Genomic DNA, 15,599 nt, shown 5'->3' on the forward strand with positions numbered 1-15,599 from the left:
TTTGCGTTGTGCGGACTGCGCTACCGGCGCGCAACGCTTGCCTTGACACCGGCGACAACGTTTAGCGTTGCGGTGACGGTCGCTTGGAGGAGGTTGGATGCTGATCGGTGAACTGGCGGAGCGGGTCGGAACGAGCACTCGCACGTTGCGGTACTACGAGCAGCACGGGCTGGTACAGGCGCGGCGCTCCACGAATGGGTACCGGGTTTACGACGAGACAGAACTACATGTCGTCCGCAAGATTCGGGCACTGCTCGAGACCGGGTTCGATCTCGCCGATATCCGCCCCTTCGTCACCTGCCTGCGGGACGGAAACGATTCCGGCGACGTGTGCCCGGACTCGGTCGCCGTGCTGCGGCGCAAGCTCGACGAAGTGGACGACGCTCTCGCGCGTTTGAGCGCTGTACGGGATCAACTCCACATTCAGCTCACCGACGCGATGACCACGCGACGTCCGCCCGCCTGCGAATTCACGTAATCACCCGTTCACCGATTGATCTCGCATGGCCCGGTGGCGGGTCCCCGAGACCCGTTTCGCGCGAGGAGCGCCCATGAAGTTCGCGATCAGTTACAGCACGCCCTATTACGGTGCCGATCCCGACCGGATCGTCACCTTTGCCAGGCATGCCGAGGATTGTGGTTTCGAGGCCATCTATGTGCCCGAGCACATCGCGGTGTATCCCGGCGCGAAGGTGGGGAACCATGAAATTCCCGCCGAGTTGCCGTATCCGGACCCGCTCGACTGCTTGACCTTCATCGCAGCGGCCACACAGCGGATCCTGCTTGGTACCGGTGTCCTGCTGCTGCCGTATCGCCACCCGGTCATCCTTGCCAAACGCCTCGCGACCATTGATCTGTTGTCACGCGGACGGATGCGCCTGTTGACTGTCGGGCTCGGCACTTTGCCGGGTGAGGCCGAGGCCATGGGAGTGGACTACGGAACCCGAGGACGTCGTGCCGACGAAGCGATCGACGCAATGCGCTTGCTGTGGTCCGGTGGTGCCGACGGTGTCAGCTACCATGGCGAGTTCTTCGCGTTCGACAATCTGGTCAGCTTCCCGAAACCCTATGGCGTGCTTGATTTGCCGATCCATGTCGGCGGATCCAGCCGCGCGGCCGCGCGCCGGGCGGGCCTGCGCGGCGACGGCTACTTCCCCGGCGGCGTCATGGGCCCCGACGAGCGCGCAGAGCAGATGGATATCGCGAGGGCCGCAGCCATCGAGGCGGGGCGCGACCCGTCAGCGCTGCAGTGCACGCGCTGGGGATCGATCGACATGCCGCTCGAACATGTCGAGGGTCTGGCCGCGCAGGGTGTGACACGAGTCGTCGTCGGCGCCGATCCCGACCGGGCTCTCGACCAAATGTCCCGATTCGCTGAGCGATTCGGCCTTCGTGCCGGTATCGGTAATTCGAACAACCACGGCTGAACCGATCGTTTGCGGCGCATCCTCATCACGGAACCCGCGTCGCCACCGCGGCCCCGGATTCCGTCGCGCTATTCCGGTGTCCTGCGATCAGGCGGCGCGAACACCCACATGCTGCGCGCCCTCAGATCCCGAGCACCAGCTTGGCTGTGGTGAAGTAGATGATCAGGCCGGTGGCGTCCACCAGAGTGGTGACCATCGGCGCGGAGACGACCGCGGGATCGATCCGCAGCTTCTTCGCAAGCAGCGGCATGGTGCCGCCGATGGTGGCGGCCCAGCCACAGATCAGGACCAGCGTGATGCCGACGACCAGAGCGATGCGCGGGCCGACGAACAGGGCGCCGATCACCAGGCCCGCGGCGGCCAGCAGCGATCCGAGCACCAGCCCGACCCGGCATTCCCGCCAGATCACCTTGAACAGGTCCGACACCCTGACCTCGCCGACGGCCAGCGCACGCACGCAGGCGGTGGCGGCCTGCGCGCCCGCGTTGCCGCCCGCCCCGATCAGCAGCGGGATGAACAACGCGAGGTGCGCGGCCTGCTGCAGGGTGCCTTCGAAGAAGTCGGTCACGCTCACCGTGAGGGTCGCCGCGAACAGCAACAGCAGCAGCCACAGCGCGCGATAGCGGGCCAGCTGGAACACCCCGGCCGCCATATAGTGTCCCTCCCATGGCGCGGAGCCCGCCTGCCGGGCCACGTCCTCGCTGTCGGCGGCCTCGATCACCTCGACCGCGTCGTCGATGGTGAGCAGCCCGACCAGCCGGTCCTCGCTGTCGACGACCGGCAGGTTGATGTCGTTGGTCTCGCGCATCAACCGGGCGGCCTTCTCCGCGGAGTCGGTGGCGCGCGCGAAGGCCGGTTCGGTGACGACCAGTTCCGACACCATCGTGTCCGGCTCGCTGAGCACCAGCTCCCGCAACTCGACGATGCCGGTCAGGCGCCTGCCCGAGTCGACGACGGGCAGCGTGTACACCGTCTCGGCGTTGCCGCCCTTGGCCCGCACCATGCCGAGCGCCTCGGCGACGGTCAGGTCGCGCGGCAGCGCCACCACCTCGGGCGTCATGTACTGCCCCGCGGAGCCTTCCGGGTAGCCGAGCAGGCTCGCGGTCATCCGTCGCTCGCGCGGGCTCAGCCCGGCCAGCGCCTTCTTGGCAACCTTGGCGGGCGCTTCGCGCAACATGCGGGCCCGGTCGTCGGGTGCCATGCCCTCGACCAGGTCGCGGAAGTTCTGGTCGCGCAGACTCTGCAAAATCTGCTGCTGGTCCACCGGCTCTAGTTCCTCGAAGACGGCCAGCGCCAGGTCTTTGTCGAGCAGCCGGAACGCCATCCCGGCCCGCACCGCGTCCATGCGGGCGAGCTGGTCGGCGATGACGTGCGGCGGATGGTTGTCGAGCCAGTCGAGCGCGGCGTCCACACGGTGGCTTTCGACGACGTCCTGCAGGGATTCGGACAGCGTCGGACGTACTTCGATGATGTCGGTCTGCGACATGGGAGGACCTCAGCACATGCGTGAGTGAATAGAGGGCGCGAAATTCACACCGCGGGCGCGGCCCCTGCCGTCGCGACTATCTAGAAATACGAAGGGGCGGCGCCGCGCGGCGTTCGACTGGGAGGTTCGCTGCGCATCGCAACCCCACCTCCTTCTCGTCGTTGCCGCGGACTTCGGACGCCGCGTCATTCAAGAAACACTGAACGGACCAGAAACGTCCCCGTGCAGAATACATGGCTTCCGCGACGTCGCTCACCATCAACGATAGCCGGGGTCGATCGTCGCCGTCACGGCGATAGGTCGTGACGTGGCGCACCCGCCCTGACAGCCGCTCCGCCATGCGGTCGGCCCCAACACGCCCTGCGGTCCTCGCCGCAGCCCTGGGACGAGTGCGACTGGAGCCGGATCGTGGACCTGCCGCACACCAGCGGGACACAGGGGCCGTACCGGAGCTCGCTGTCGGTAGGGATTCTGACCCTGTTTCGCGCCGTCTAGACTTGCGGGGTGCGGCAAGCAACTGCCCAATTCGTCGGTCGGGTGAGCGAGCTGGGGCAGATCTCGGTCCTCATCGAGCGTGCCGCGGCGGGCCAAGGCGGAATGGTGTGGGTCGATGGCGAGCCGGGTATCGGCAAGACAACCCTGCTCGAGCACACCGGTCAGCTGGCCGAATCGCACGGTTTGCAGGTGTTTCGCGGTACCGCCAGAGAGCTGGAACAGCACATTCCTTTCGCGGCGGTGCATTCTTGCCTGTTGACCGATCGAGGAACGCAACACCCGCTGATGGAGCGCGTTCGCACTCTGCTGCGCGGCGAGGGCGTGCGTGACGAGGGGGCGATCAGCCACGAGTTCGTAGTCGTCGAGGCCATCCTGGCGCTGGTCGAAGGGCTGTGCGCCAATGGGCCGTTGGCGTTGATCCTGGACGATCTCCAGTGGGCCGATACGTCGAGTCTGCTTGTGGTGCGGAGCATCGCGGAGATCATCTCGGAGCTTCCCCTCTTGATGGTGCTCGCGGCGCGACCGCTGCCACGCGCGGCGAGCCTGTCCCGATTGCTGAGCGATCTCGATGACCGTGGCGCGGAGCGGCTGTACCTTCGCCCCTTTGCCGACAACGAGGTGGATGCCCTGATGCAGAATCAGCTCGGGGCCAAGCCCGGACCTGAGCTGACGGCGGTGATGACGGGCGCGGGTGGCAACCCGTTGTACGTGACCGAACTCGTGGCCGGGCTGGTCCAGGCGGCCAGAATCACGATCGTGAACGGCATCGCGACCTCCGTGGACGGCGGCGCCCCCGGCGAATCTCGACAGACTCGGCTTCCTGCGTCGCTGTCCGAGGCGATCGTACAGCGGCTGGACTTTCTGTCCGAAGCTGCCAGACGCGTGCTGGCGGTGGCGGCAGCGCTCGGCCCGCAGGTCGAAGCGGTGGAACTCGCCGAAGTATTGGGCGGCCCTGTCATCGATATCTGGAACGCCCTCAGCGAGGCTATGGAAGCAGGGATCCTGACTCGCTCGAGCGGCGAACTAGCCTTCCGGCACGACCTGGTTTGGCAGGTGTTCGCGGACCAAGTGCCGGAATCCACCCGCCGCAGCCTGCAGTTGCGGGCCGCGCAGGTGTTGATCTCGATGGACGCCCCGGTAGAGCGGGTCGCCAACTGTCTGACCGCCGGTTCGGGGCCACTGGACAACCGCAGTCTGAAGTGGTTGATCGGGGCGGCCGGCCTGTTGATCATTCGCGCTCCGGAGCTGGCCGTCAGCCTGCTCGAACGGGCGGCGGCCACCTCGAACGTCGATTCCGGCGACCAGGACATCGTGCGGATGCGGCACGTCCAAGCGCTGTTGTGGAGCGGCCAGGCAGCGGAGGCGGAAACCGCCGCCCAAAACGCTCTGGCGGCCCTGCGCTCTGCGGACTGCCACAGCGAGGACGGGTTGCGGTGGTTGCTGGCTCAGGCATGCTTCGGTCAGGGCCATCTCAGGGAGGCGGTAGCCGTCGCCGAGGATACTCTGGCCCGACCAGGTCTTTCTCAGCAGGAGCAGGGGCGCCATCAAGGCTTTCGCGCTCTCACTTACTTCTTTCTCGAGGACTTCGCCGCAGCCGAGGAGGCGGCGACGTCCGCGGTGTCGGTCGGTGAGGTCTGTGATGACATGGTGGCCAGCGGATTCGGCTATCTCACCCTCGGCGCGCTTCGCTACACCGAGGGGTATCTCGACCGCGCGTTGGAACTAGCCGACCAGGTCGTGGGCGCCTACGAGACGGGGATTCGGGGACGAGACCGCTCAGACCAGTTCGACCCCTATGTCTTGCGCGTCCACTGTCTGATCGAGCTCGATCGATCCGCCGAGGCGAACGAGACACTGAATGTGGCCATACCCCACGGCGGTGTGTATCTCGCCTCGAGTCTGCTCGCCCGTGCTCGACTGAACTATCTCGAGGGGCGCTGGGAGGATGGGTTGGCCGAGATTCACGCTTGCCTGGACGCGCCCGATATTTTCGGTTACGCGAATGTCGCGCATAGTCAAGCCGCGCTGATCGCGGTGCACCGGGGAACGTTCGTCGGCGATCCCGATACGGTCCCGGACCTGGACGATCGGTTGGGTAGCCGCGGCTTCCTGCAATTCCGGCCATGGGTTCAGGCGCTGGTCCACGAGTCGCAAGGGCGACCGGGCCAAGCGTTGGAAATCTTGTGGGGGATGTGTGGCCGAGTCGCGGCGGGATTGACCGCCTCCACGCTGTACATCGTCTACCCCGATGTGGCGCGATTAGCGGCGACGTGCGGCGCGAACGACATCGCGGCGGCGGTTACCGCAGCTGCCGAGCTGCTCGTGACGCGCCAGGCAGCGCCGAGCAGGCGAGGCACCGCACTGCTGTGCCGAGGCTTGTCCGACCGCCGTCCGGAACTGCTCGCGCAAGCCGCGGAGTGCTTCCGGATCGCGGGCCGGCCGTTGTACGAAGGCCAGGCTCAGGAGAACCTCGCTGTGGTCCTCGCCACCTTCGAACGAACTGCCGAGGCTCGGTCGGCCTTGGACGCCGCCATTGATCTATACGGGGACCTCGACGCCGAGTGGGATATTGCTCGAGCTGAGGCACGGCTGCGCAGGCACGGGATCCGGCGCGGCAGGCGTGGTCCGCGCGGGCGGCCGAAGACCGGGTGGGCGGCGCTGACTCCGACCGAGCAGAAGGTCGCTCACTCCGTGGCGCAGGGGCTGTCGAACTCGGATATCGCCGACCGAATGTTCCTGTCCCGGCGTACCGTGCAGTCACACGTGTCCAGCATTCTGGCCAAGCTCGGGTTGAGTTCACGCGTACAAGTGGCCATCGAGGTCGCGGGCAAAGTCTGAGCCCCGCACTTCGGGCGACGACTGCGAAACCGCACGGGACCTGCGAACTCCCTCGATCGTGAGTCGTCGCGCCTTGTCCCGCGGCCGCAGCGGACCGCAGTCTGCGTGACGGGCACCAAGGGCACTTGTCCGAGCCCGGCGTGCGCTTCGTGCACACGTTCTGTGACAGGCCGACAAGAAATTCTCGATGCTACGTCCCATGGCGGATGTTTCTCGGCACCAACAGGCGCAGGTTGGTAGTTGCACAACCACCCGTGTACGAGTCGTGGAGCGGAGGAGAACGTCATGACGGACGGCGAAGGCGACAGTCCTTCCGAGACGCACACTGCTCAGCATGCCACGCATGCCCTAATCAGTGAGATAACTCCACATGAATCCGATTAATAAACAACGCCACATACGGGTCGAATTCCATGGATACCCGCCGTTGGATTATAGAGCCGAACGGTTGGCCGCCGAACTATTCATGGAGTCCGCGCGAAATCGTGGCATGAGAGTTTTTGTCGACGACGACGTCGAGCACACGATGCGCCCACTACCTTGTCGGCGCCTCTGGACATCCTGAACCCTCGACTTCCCTGACGGCAGCGGCGCCGGGTTGGGCCGACGATGTCCCGCCGGATGCAACGACGCATTACCTGGCAGCCGCGGCCTCATCGAGATCATGTTGCCGAGATCGATCGTGGTACGGGCGCTCTTCGGATCGGATCCCCACGCCCGGAGGTCACCGACCTCTCCCGCGCGACGCAGCGCGGGAATGCGGAAGTGGCAGAGTTCGCACGAATACCGTTGGCCCCCTTGAACTTTCCGACGCTGACCCATCGCCGCTTCCGGCGGGCTATCGCCGAGATGGATGCCATCGTCTACGTGGTGATCAACAAGTCGCGCGACACCGACCAGCAATGCCTGCCGGCTACGCTCATGAACGCCACGCCCACTTCGACGTCGAGATCGGCTCGACCGAAGCCGAAGTCGAAGAACGCCTTGCGGCCCTGACCGCGCGCCTGACCCGTTCATCGGCGCCGACGAGGCCCGAGTCGACGAGCCGTACCGGGGCACCTCGGCCGTCTGCTCCCCCGAGCAGATCGTCGAAAACCTCGGTAACCTCCCCGACCTCGACTACGCCATCCTCGACTTAGAAGCCGCCTTCGACACTTCCGGCATCGAACTCTTCGAATGCGAAGCAGCCCCGGCGTTGTCGGCAACCCGACAACGAAAGCGATACCGGCACAGACGTTTACGCGTCCGCTCCAACCTGCCACTTGTCAAGACGACCACACATCAGCCGTGCGGACACTCGGCTCCATTCGGCGCAAACAAACCGGAACTTCTCATAGGCGAGAAGAACCCGAACACGTGAGTATCCTCACCCGGAAGAACGGGCGTCCAGTCTGTTCTGTAGCGATGACGCCGAGTTCGCCATGAACTCTACTGGTGCCTGGTTCGAATCAGCGCAGAATCGGCTGGCGTTGCCGTGGTGCAGTTCGCATGCCGGAGGAGGCGCGCGGTGAGGGACTACTCGCAGCAGGTGCTGAGCGGCGAGGGCGACAACGATTACGCCCGTTACATGAGAACCGACGCCCTGCTCTCGCTCCAGCGGCGCCCAGAGGAGGTGCTGCACCGCGACGAGTTGCTGTTCCAGATCGTCCACCAGTCGACCGAGTTGTGGCTGAAGCTGGCCTGCTCCGAACTGCGCGAGGCGACCGCGGGCATCCAGGAGGGTGAGCTGGACAGGGCTACCGCGCTGCTGACTCGAGCTTCGCTGGCAGTCGAACTGGTGACCGGTCAGCTGGAGATGATGCGCTACCTGTCACCGTGGGACTTCCAGACCATTCGCACCGTGCTCGGTCACGGTTCGGGGGCTGACTCGCCAGGCTGGCTGTCGGTGCGGCGGGACAGTCGTGCTCTCGGCCAAGCCTTCACGGCGCTCGTCGAGAAGCGCGGGATCGACCTGGCCGAAACATACCGCGCCGACCGGAAGGGGGAGATCTACCGGCTGGCCGAAGCATTGATCGAATGGGACGAGCGGGTCTCGCTGTGGCGAGTGCGGCACTACAAGGTCACCACTCGTGTCATCGGCCACCAAGTCACCGGCACGCAGGGTACCCCGGTGGAGATGCTGACCAAGCTGATAGCGCACAAGTTCTTCCCCGAACTGTGGGACGTTCGCACCCACCTGACCGACACCGGGCCCATGGCTGAACCGCAGGCCGATCCCTTGCCGACCAGTTCCGTATGAACGTCCTTTCCGTGGTCACCCCAAAGATGTTCCGCGCGCGCTTCCCGATGCTTCGGCGGACTGTGCACCTGGCCAGCTGCAGCCTGGGAGCCCGTTCGGTGGAACTCGACCAGGCGCTGGCGCGGATGCTGGACGAGATGGCCGTCGGCGGTGCGCCGTGGGAGGTGTTCGAACACCAAGTCAGCGAGGCCCGCGATCGGTTCGCCGCGCTGATCGGGGCGCGGCCCGACCAGGTGGCCGTGGTGCCCAACGCTTCGGTCGGCGCCTACCAGGTCGCTTCCACTCGGAACTGGCAGGCTCGCCCACGTATCGTCACCACCACGGCGGAGTTCCCCTCCATTGCCCACGTCTGGCTTGCCCAGCGCCCGTGCGGCGCCGAGGTCGTGCATGCCGCGCACTCCGTAGACAGCTATACCTCGCTGATCGACCGCAAGACCAGGCTGGTGTCGGTGCCGCTGATCGGCTACCAGGACTCGGCTCGGCTGCCGGTCGCCGATGTGGTGCAGGCCGCGCAGGCAGCCGGGGCCGAGGTCTTCGTCGACGCATATCAGGCGGTGGGCGTGGAACCGGTCGACGTCACGCGCCTGGGCTGCGACTTCCTCGTCGCCGGCACCGCGAAGTATCTGTTGGGCCTGCCCGGCCTCGCCTTTCTCTACGCCCGCTCACCCGAGCGTGCCGACCACACACCACGCCTCACAGGCTGGTTCGGCCGGGTCGATCCGTTCGGCTTCGACCCCCATCGGCTGGATTTCCCAGCGTCTGCCGTGCGGTTCGAGACCGGCACTCCGGCGGTGCCCGCCTGCTACGCCGCCAACGCCGGGCTGCGCCTGATCGGCGAGCTGAACCTGTCCGCTGTCCGTGACCACGTGAGTCAGCTGGGCGAGCTGGCTCACGAGCAGCTGACCGAGCAGGGCGAGCGGGTGCGCACCCTGCCGCCCACACAGCGGGGCGCCCACATCGGACTGGTCGACCCCGATCCCGCGGGGCTCGGCCGCCGACTGGCCGAACGCGGGATCGCGGTCAGCCCCCGCGGCGACATCGTACGGCTGTCGTTCCACTACTACAGCGATGTCGAGGACGTCGCTTCGCTGTGCGCGGCCCTGCGCGACGACCGGCTCTCGCGAGGCAGCTTGCCCTGATCCACACCGTCCCGAACCAAGTCCATGCAGTCCCGAAACCAAGCGGCAGGCTCCATGTGCACGGCTGAGTTGAGATTGTGGCTCCGCGAGGCCCGCGCTGTGCTACCGGGATTGCACGGGCCGTGGCCCTGGTTACGAAGCCGGACAACCGTTACGACTACCCGATCTACCTCGCACTCTCGCTGCTGGAACTGCCCACCGCCGACGACCCGGTGGAGCAGGCGTCCTTTGCGCCCTCTCGGTGCGACCGGCTCACGGCGCAGCTCATCGCCGACGTTCCGGCCTTCGAGCTGGCCGCGCTCGACGGGCAGACCGGACCGGTCACTTTGATCCCCGCCACCCCCGGAGCGAGTCTTACGAGCGACCGTTCGCGGCGCCGCAGGCGCTGCCAAAAATTACAGCATGCAGGACACGCAGCCCTCGACTTCGGTTCCCTCCAAAGCCATTTGGCGCAGGCGGATGTAGTAGAGGGTCTTGATGCCCTTACGCCAGGCGTAGATTTGGGCGCGGTTCAAATCGCGGGTGGTAGCGGTGTCTTTGAAGAACAGCGTCAGCGACAGGCCTTGGTCGACGTGCTTGGTGGCCGCGGCGTAGGTGTCGATGATCTTCTCGTAGCCGATGTCGTAGGCGTCCTCGTAGTACTCGAGGTTGTCGTTGTCCATGTAGGGCGCCGGGTAGTAGACGCGGCCGATCTTGCCTTCCTTGCGGATCTCGATCTTCGACGCCACCGGGTGGATGGAGCTGGTGGAGTGGTTGATGTAGGAGATCGAGCCGGTCGGCGGCACCGCCTGCAGGTTCTGGTTGTAGATGCCGTGCTCCATGACCGAGGCCTTCAGCGCACGCCAGTCGTCCTGGGTCGGGATGTGCACGCCCGCGTCGGCGAAGAGCTGACGGACCCGTTCGGTCTTCGGCTCCCACACCTGTTCGGTGTACTTGTCGAAGTACTCACCGCTGGCGTACTTCGATTCGGGGAACCCGCCGAAGTAGGTGCCGCGCTCCTTCGCGATCAGGTTCGAGGCCCGGATCGCGTGGTAGACAACGGTGTAGAAGTAGATGTCGGTGAAGTCGATGCCTTCTTCGGAGCCGTAGCGCACCCGCTCGCGCGCGAGGTAGCCGTGCAGGTTCATCTGCCCGAGGCCGATGGCGTGCGAGGAGTTGTTGCCCTGCTCGATCGACGGCACCGAGTAGATGTGGGTCTGGTCCGACACCGCGGTCAGCGCCCGGATGGCCATCTCGATGGTCTGCGCGAAGTCGGGTGAGTCCATCGTCTTGGCGATGTTCAGCGAGCCGAGGTTGCACGAGATGTCCTTGCCCACCTTCGCGTAGGACAGGTCGTCGTTGAACTCCGACGGCGTGGACACCTGGAGGATTTCCGAGCACAGGTTCGAGTGCGTGATCTTCCCCGCGATCGGGTTGGACCGGTTCACGGTGTCCTCGAACATGATGTACGGGTAGCCGGATTCGAACTGCAGCTCGGCGATGGTCTGGAAGAACTCGCGCGCCTTGATCTTCGACTTGCGGATGCGCTTGTCGTCGACCATCTCGTGGTACTTCTCGGTGACGTCGATGTCGGCGAACGGCTTGCCGTAGATCCGCTCCACATCGTAGGGCGAGAACAGGTACATGTCCTCGTTCTTCTTTGCCAGCTCGAAGGTGATGTCCGGTATCACCACGCCGAGCGAGAGGGTCTTGATGCGGATCTTCTCGTCCGCGTTCTCCCGCTTGGTGTCCAGGAACCGGTAGATGTCCGGGTGGTGTGCGTGCAGGTACACCGCGCCCGCACCCTGCCGCGCGCCGAGCTGGTTGGCGTAGGAGAACGAGTCCTCCAGCAGCTTCATGATCGGGATGACGCCCGAGCTCTGATTCTCGATCTTCTTGATCGGCGCGCCGTGCTCGCGAATGTTGCTCAGCAGCAACGCCACACCCCCGCCGCGCTTGGACAGCTGCAGTGCGGAGTTGATCGAGCGGCCGATGGACTCCATGTTGTCCTCGATGCGCAAAAGGAAGCATGACACCGGCTCGCCGCGCTGCTTCTTGCCCGAGTTGAGGAAGGTCGGGGTAGCGGGCTGGAAACGGCCTTCGATGATCTCGTCGACCAGCTTGCTCGCCAGCGTCTCGTCACCGGCGGCGAGGGTGAGCGCGACCATGCACACCCGATCCTCGAACCGCTCCAGGTAGCGCTTGCCGTCGAAGGTCTTCAGCGTGTACGAGGTGTAGTACTTGAACGCGCCCAGGAAGGTCGGGAACCGGAACTTCTTGGCGTACGCCTGCTTGAACAGCTTCTTGATGAACCCGCGGCTGTACTGTTCGAGAACTTCTGCCTCGTAGTAGTTCTCGTCGATCAAGTAGTCCAGCTTCTCGTCCAGATTGTGGAAGAAGACGGTGTTCTGATTGACGTGCTGCAAAAAATACTGGTGAGCGGCTTCGCGGTCCTTGTCGAACTGGATCTCGCCGTTCGGGCCGTACAGGTTCAGCATCGCGTTGAGGGCGTGGTAGTCCAGCACCTCGCCCGCTTCGCCGCCGCGGACCGGGGGCTGCTCTAAGCGAGCTGTTTTTCCGGCCGGCGCTGTCGTTGCTGTTGCCAAAACAATCCCAATCCCTCGCGGACGCGTTCGACGTCCTCAGCGGTTCCCATGAGTTCGAAGCGATACAGGTACGGCACCCCGCACTTGCGCGAGATCACCTCGCCCGCAAAGCAATAGGTATCGCCGAAGTTCGTGTTGCCCGCCGCGATGACACCGCGCAGCAGCGCGCGGTTGTGCGGATCGTTGAGGAACTTGGCGACCTGCCGCGGCACGAAATCCTTGTCGGAACGGTGGCCCCCCAGTACGTGCCGACCGCCCCCGTAGGTGGGGACGATCAGCACGTACGGTTCGTCTACGCGCAGCGAATCGGCGGTGTGCAGTGGTATGCGAGTCGCCGGGAAACCCAGCTTCTCGACGAAACGATGTGTGTTCTCCGAGGCGCTGGAGAAGTAGACCAACGCCGCCCCTTCGGACATGGTCGACTTCCTCCTCTCCGGAGTACCGGGCAGTGGACCGTCCGGCATTCGCCCTCGGACGAAACGGAAGCGGTCAGGCCGCCACGGTCGCGAGTGACTTGATGCGGTCGGGCCGGAAGCCGGACCAGTGCTCGTCACCGGCCACCACGACCGGCGCCTGTAGGTACCCGAGGGCCATGACGTAGTCGCGCGCCTCGTCGCTCACGGAGATGTCGACGACCTCATAGTCCACCCCGGCCTTGTCGAGGGCCTTGTAGGTGGCGTTGCACTGGACGCAAGCGGGCTTGGTGTACACGGTGACGGTCATTGATGTCCCTCTCTCCTTGTGATCCACAGCCTGTGATCCGTATGCCGATCGTTTGAGCGACCTGCAAGCAGTCGCTAGTGATGCACGATCCGACCTATGCTGCGCAAACTCCTGGATCGGGTCTCGAATCCCCTGATCAGCCACGTGTGGCCGACTCGTTCCGAGCGAGGTCTCTTGCCGTCTTCCAGTACCGAAGACACTACACCTAGTGGCCGACAGATTCATCCAACACGACATGTAGCGAGTCACACCGATGGAATTCCAACGGGAGAAGTCCCAGGACGCTCGATTCACAACTCGACACAACAGTGACACAGATCACAATTTGGCCACATAGCTTACTTTCAGCAAACTTCCTGGTGCACGGAGAGGGCCACCGCTACTCCGGTAGCGGTGGCCCTCGCTCGAGACCGGACGTGGAGCTTACACGGACGCCAGTTCGCCGCGCGCCGCCTCGACCAGTTCGCGCACCGTGGCCGCCAACTCGGTCAGCGCCTCGGCGTCCTCGCGCGGATGCGCGGCACCGAACCGCTCGCCGACGACACCGAAGTGCAGGTGCGCGGACTCCACCACGCGAGCACCTGCGACGCCGAGCGCCTTGACCGCGTCGCCGTGCGCCCATTGGGCGGCGTTCGGGCTGATCGACGCGCTGACAACAGCGGAAGGCCTGTCCTTGATGGCGCCCGCACCATAAGGGCGCGAGGCCCAGTCGATGGCATTCTTCAGCACCGCCGACAACGTGCCGTTGTATTCCGGAGTCACCACGAGCAGGCCGTCGGCCGCGGCGACCGCCTCGCGCAGCGCCTGGGCGGCGGCAGGAACCGAACCGGGGACATCGATGTCTTCGTTATAGAACGGGATGTCACCGAGACCTTCATAAATGGTGACCTCGACGCCCTCGGGGGCGGTCTGCGCGGAGGCCTCGGCGAGCTGCCGGTTGATCGAGGCGGCACGAAGGCTACCGACGAGGGCGAGGATGCGGGTCTGGCTCCCGGCTTCGCCGGGGCCAAAGGCCACTGTGTTGATGATTCGATCGCTTCGCTCACTCATGACGACTCCTGGTGTACTGAATGTGGTGTCCGAACGTTCAACACACATCAACCGGACCATGGTCCGATTACTTCCCGCGGAGTATGCGTGAGCGCTGTGAACTACCCCACATCCGACAGGCCGGCACCCGGCGAGCGCCGACTGCTCGGCGTCGGCGCTCCACTGCCCGGCCCTGCGGGGCCAACCGAGCGCGCGGACGCGGCGCGCAACCGGCAGCTCCTGCTGGACGCGGCACAAGAGCTGGTGCGCGAGCAGGGCGTAGACAGTCTCACCATGGACGCGCTGGCCAAGCGCGCCGGGGTCGGCAAGGGCACGGTGTTCCGCCGGTTCGGCAGCAGGTCAGGCCTGATGCACGCGCTGCTGGACCACTCAGAGCGGAAGAACCAGGAAGCGTTCATGTTCGGGCCGCCGCCACTCGGCCCCGGCGCGGCACCGGTCGAACGGCTGGTCGCCTTCGGGCGGGAGCGGCTCCTGCATCTCGAGGTGGAAGGCGAGCTGCACCGTGCGGCAGAGATCGGCGAGGCCGGGGACCGCTATTCCGGCGCGCCCTACGGACTACTGCGCGCCCACGTGGCCATGCTGCTGCGCCAGGCCGACGCGCAGGGTGAGATTCCGCTGATCGTCGACTCGCTGCTGGCCGCGCTCGGCGCGGCGCTCGTCATGCACCAGATGCATGTCCAGGGCTACACCCGCGAACAGATCGGCGACAACTGGGAGACGTTCGTTCGGCGCGTCGTCACCGGGTGAATCGCCAGTAGACTCGAGCGCCATGCGGAACCTGCGCGAACAGATCATCACCGAATTGGGCGTCCAGCCGAGCATCGAACCGAAGACCGAGGTGCGGCGCCGCGTCGATTTTCTCAAGGATTATCTGAACGCCACTCCCGCACGTGGTTTTGTCCTCGGCATCAGCGGCGGGCAGGACAGCGCGCTCACCGGACGGCTCTGCCAGCTCGCGGTCGAGGAGCTGCGCGCCGACAGTGTGGACGCGACCTTCCTTGCCGTCCGGCTTCCCTACGGCGTGCAGGCCGACGAGGCCGACGCCCGGATCGCGCTGGAATTCATCCAGCCGGATCGGTCCGTCGCGGTGAACGTCCGCCCCAGCGCGAACGCGGTGGCCGCCGAGGCGGCGGCGGCACTTCCGGCGGCCAAGCTGCGTGATTTCGTGCGGGGCAACATCAAAGCCCGTGAGCGCATGGTGATCCAGTACGCGCTGGCCGGCCAGGAGAACCTCCTGGTCGTCGGCACCGACCACGCGGCAGAGGCGGTCACCGGCTTCTTCACCAAGTACGGCGACGGCGGCGTCGACCTGACGCCGCTCACCGGCCTCACCAAGCGTCAGGGTGCGGCGCTGCTGCAGGAACTGGGCGCACCCGCCAGTATCTGGTCCAAGGTCCCCACCGCCGATCTCGAGGACGACCGGCCTGCACTGCCCGACGAGGAAGCGCTCGGTCTGCGCTACAGCGAAATCGACGACTACCTCGAGGGCGAAGACGTGACGCCGGAAGTCGCGGCCAAGGTCGAAGCGATCTTCCTGAACACACGGCACAAGCGCACAGTCCCGGTCACACCGCTGGACACCTGGTGGCGTTCATAGCCGCGGGGCCGGTCCGTGGA

13 protein-coding genes are annotated in these 15,599 nt (G+C 65.5%); 8 read left to right on the forward strand and 5 right to left on the reverse strand.

Annotated elements, in window-relative coordinates:
• Positions 1-97 precede the first annotated feature (97 nt).
• Positions 98-478 (forward strand): MerR family transcriptional regulator, encoded by a 381-nt coding sequence (locus tag OHB12_RS16010; RefSeq protein ID WP_327120332.1) that lies wholly within the window; start codon positions 98-100, stop codon positions 476-478.
• A 73-nt stretch (positions 479-551) separates the two neighbouring features.
• A complete protein-coding gene (locus OHB12_RS16015) occupies positions 552-1,427 on the forward strand; it encodes a TIGR03619 family F420-dependent LLM class oxidoreductase (protein WP_327120334.1) in 876 nt (291 codons plus the stop codon).
• Between the two features lie 121 nt (positions 1,428-1,548).
• Here the strand turns inward: OHB12_RS16015 and mgtE are convergent, their stop codons facing one another.
• Positions 1,549-2,913, reverse strand: coding sequence for a magnesium transporter (gene mgtE, locus OHB12_RS16020; protein WP_327120336.1), 1,365 nt, complete (start codon positions 2,911-2,913; stop codon positions 1,549-1,551).
• A 504-nt stretch (positions 2,914-3,417) separates the two neighbouring features.
• Between mgtE and OHB12_RS16025 the strand changes: the two genes are divergently transcribed.
• The 4 genes from OHB12_RS16025 (at position 3,418) to OHB12_RS16040 (ending at position 9,624) form a co-directional block, all read left to right on the forward strand.
• Entirely contained in the window at positions 3,418-6,246 is a 2,829-nt protein-coding gene (locus tag OHB12_RS16025) for a helix-turn-helix transcriptional regulator (protein ID WP_327120338.1), read from the forward strand.
• Positions 6,247-7,011: 765 nt separating this feature from the next.
• Entirely contained in the window at positions 7,012-7,242 is a 231-nt protein-coding gene (locus tag OHB12_RS16030) for a hypothetical protein (RefSeq protein WP_327120340.1), read from the forward strand.
• A gap of 511 nt (positions 7,243-7,753) precedes the next feature.
• The gene (locus tag OHB12_RS16035) at positions 7,754-8,485 is read left to right on the forward strand and encodes a tryptophan 2,3-dioxygenase family protein (RefSeq protein ID WP_327120343.1); all 732 of its coding nucleotides are present in this window, start codon (positions 7,754-7,756) and stop codon (positions 8,483-8,485) included.
• The gene (locus OHB12_RS16040; protein WP_327120345.1) at positions 8,482-9,624 is read left to right on the forward strand and encodes an aminotransferase class V-fold PLP-dependent enzyme; all 1,143 of its coding nucleotides are present in this window, start codon (positions 8,482-8,484) and stop codon (positions 9,622-9,624) included. Before OHB12_RS16035 ends, OHB12_RS16040 begins: the two co-directional genes overlap by 4 nt.
• Before the next feature lie 395 nt (positions 9,625-10,019).
• Here the strand turns inward: OHB12_RS16040 and nrdE are convergent, their stop codons facing one another.
• The 4 genes from nrdE to OHB12_RS16060 form a co-directional block, all read right to left on the reverse strand.
• Positions 10,020-12,101: a class 1b ribonucleoside-diphosphate reductase subunit alpha gene (gene nrdE, locus OHB12_RS16045; RefSeq protein ID WP_327121159.1), complete on the reverse strand. Its 2,082-nt coding sequence runs from the start codon at positions 12,099-12,101 to the stop codon at positions 10,020-10,022.
• Between the two features lie 62 nt (positions 12,102-12,163).
• Complete coding sequence (nrdI, locus tag OHB12_RS16050) at positions 12,164-12,625, reverse strand: class Ib ribonucleoside-diphosphate reductase assembly flavoprotein NrdI (protein WP_327120347.1); 462 nt, start codon at positions 12,623-12,625, stop codon at positions 12,164-12,166.
• A gap of 73 nt (positions 12,626-12,698) precedes the next feature.
• A complete protein-coding gene (nrdH, locus tag OHB12_RS16055) occupies positions 12,699-12,932 on the reverse strand; it encodes a glutaredoxin-like protein NrdH (protein ID WP_327120349.1) in 234 nt (77 codons plus the stop codon).
• Between the two features lie 423 nt (positions 12,933-13,355).
• Entirely contained in the window at positions 13,356-13,982 is a 627-nt protein-coding gene (locus tag OHB12_RS16060; RefSeq protein WP_327120351.1) for an NAD(P)H-dependent oxidoreductase, read from the reverse strand.
• A 141-nt stretch (positions 13,983-14,123) separates the two neighbouring features.
• Here OHB12_RS16060 and OHB12_RS16065 point away from each other — a divergent pair, with 141 nt between their 5' ends.
• A complete protein-coding gene (locus tag OHB12_RS16065; protein ID WP_327121161.1) occupies positions 14,124-14,729 on the forward strand; it encodes a TetR/AcrR family transcriptional regulator in 606 nt (201 codons plus the stop codon).
• Between the two features lie 22 nt (positions 14,730-14,751).
• Complete coding sequence (nadE, locus tag OHB12_RS16070) at positions 14,752-15,579, forward strand: ammonia-dependent NAD(+) synthetase (RefSeq protein ID WP_327120353.1); 828 nt, start codon at positions 14,752-14,754, stop codon at positions 15,577-15,579.
• Positions 15,580-15,599 lie beyond the last annotated feature (20 nt).

Source organism: Nocardia sp. NBC_01730 (genome assembly GCF_035920445.1).
Lineage (GTDB): Bacteria > Actinomycetota > Actinomycetes > Mycobacteriales > Mycobacteriaceae > Nocardia.

Coding starts and splice junctions, on each gene's coding strand:
- nrdI (WP_327120347.1), bottom strand. CDS start 12,625: ATGTCCGAAGGGGCGGCGTTGGTCTACTTCTCCAGCGCCTCGGAGAAC.
- OHB12_RS16015 (WP_327120334.1), top strand. CDS start 552: ATGAAGTTCGCGATCAGTTACAGCACGCCCTATTACGGTGCCGATCCC.
- OHB12_RS16040 (WP_327120345.1), top strand. CDS start 8,482: ATGAACGTCCTTTCCGTGGTCACCCCAAAGATGTTCCGCGCGCGCTTC.
- nrdH (WP_327120349.1), bottom strand. CDS start 12,932: ATGACCGTCACCGTGTACACCAAGCCCGCTTGCGTCCAGTGCAACGCC.
- nadE (WP_327120353.1), top strand. CDS start 14,752: ATGCGGAACCTGCGCGAACAGATCATCACCGAATTGGGCGTCCAGCCG.
- OHB12_RS16010 (WP_327120332.1), top strand. CDS start 98: ATGCTGATCGGTGAACTGGCGGAGCGGGTCGGAACGAGCACTCGCACG.
- OHB12_RS16060 (WP_327120351.1), bottom strand. CDS start 13,982: ATGAGTGAGCGAAGCGATCGAATCATCAACACAGTGGCCTTTGGCCCC.
- mgtE (WP_327120336.1), bottom strand. CDS start 2,913: ATGTCGCAGACCGACATCATCGAAGTACGTCCGACGCTGTCCGAATCC.
- nrdE (WP_327121159.1), bottom strand. CDS start 12,101: ATGCTGAACCTGTACGGCCCGAACGGCGAGATCCAGTTCGACAAGGAC.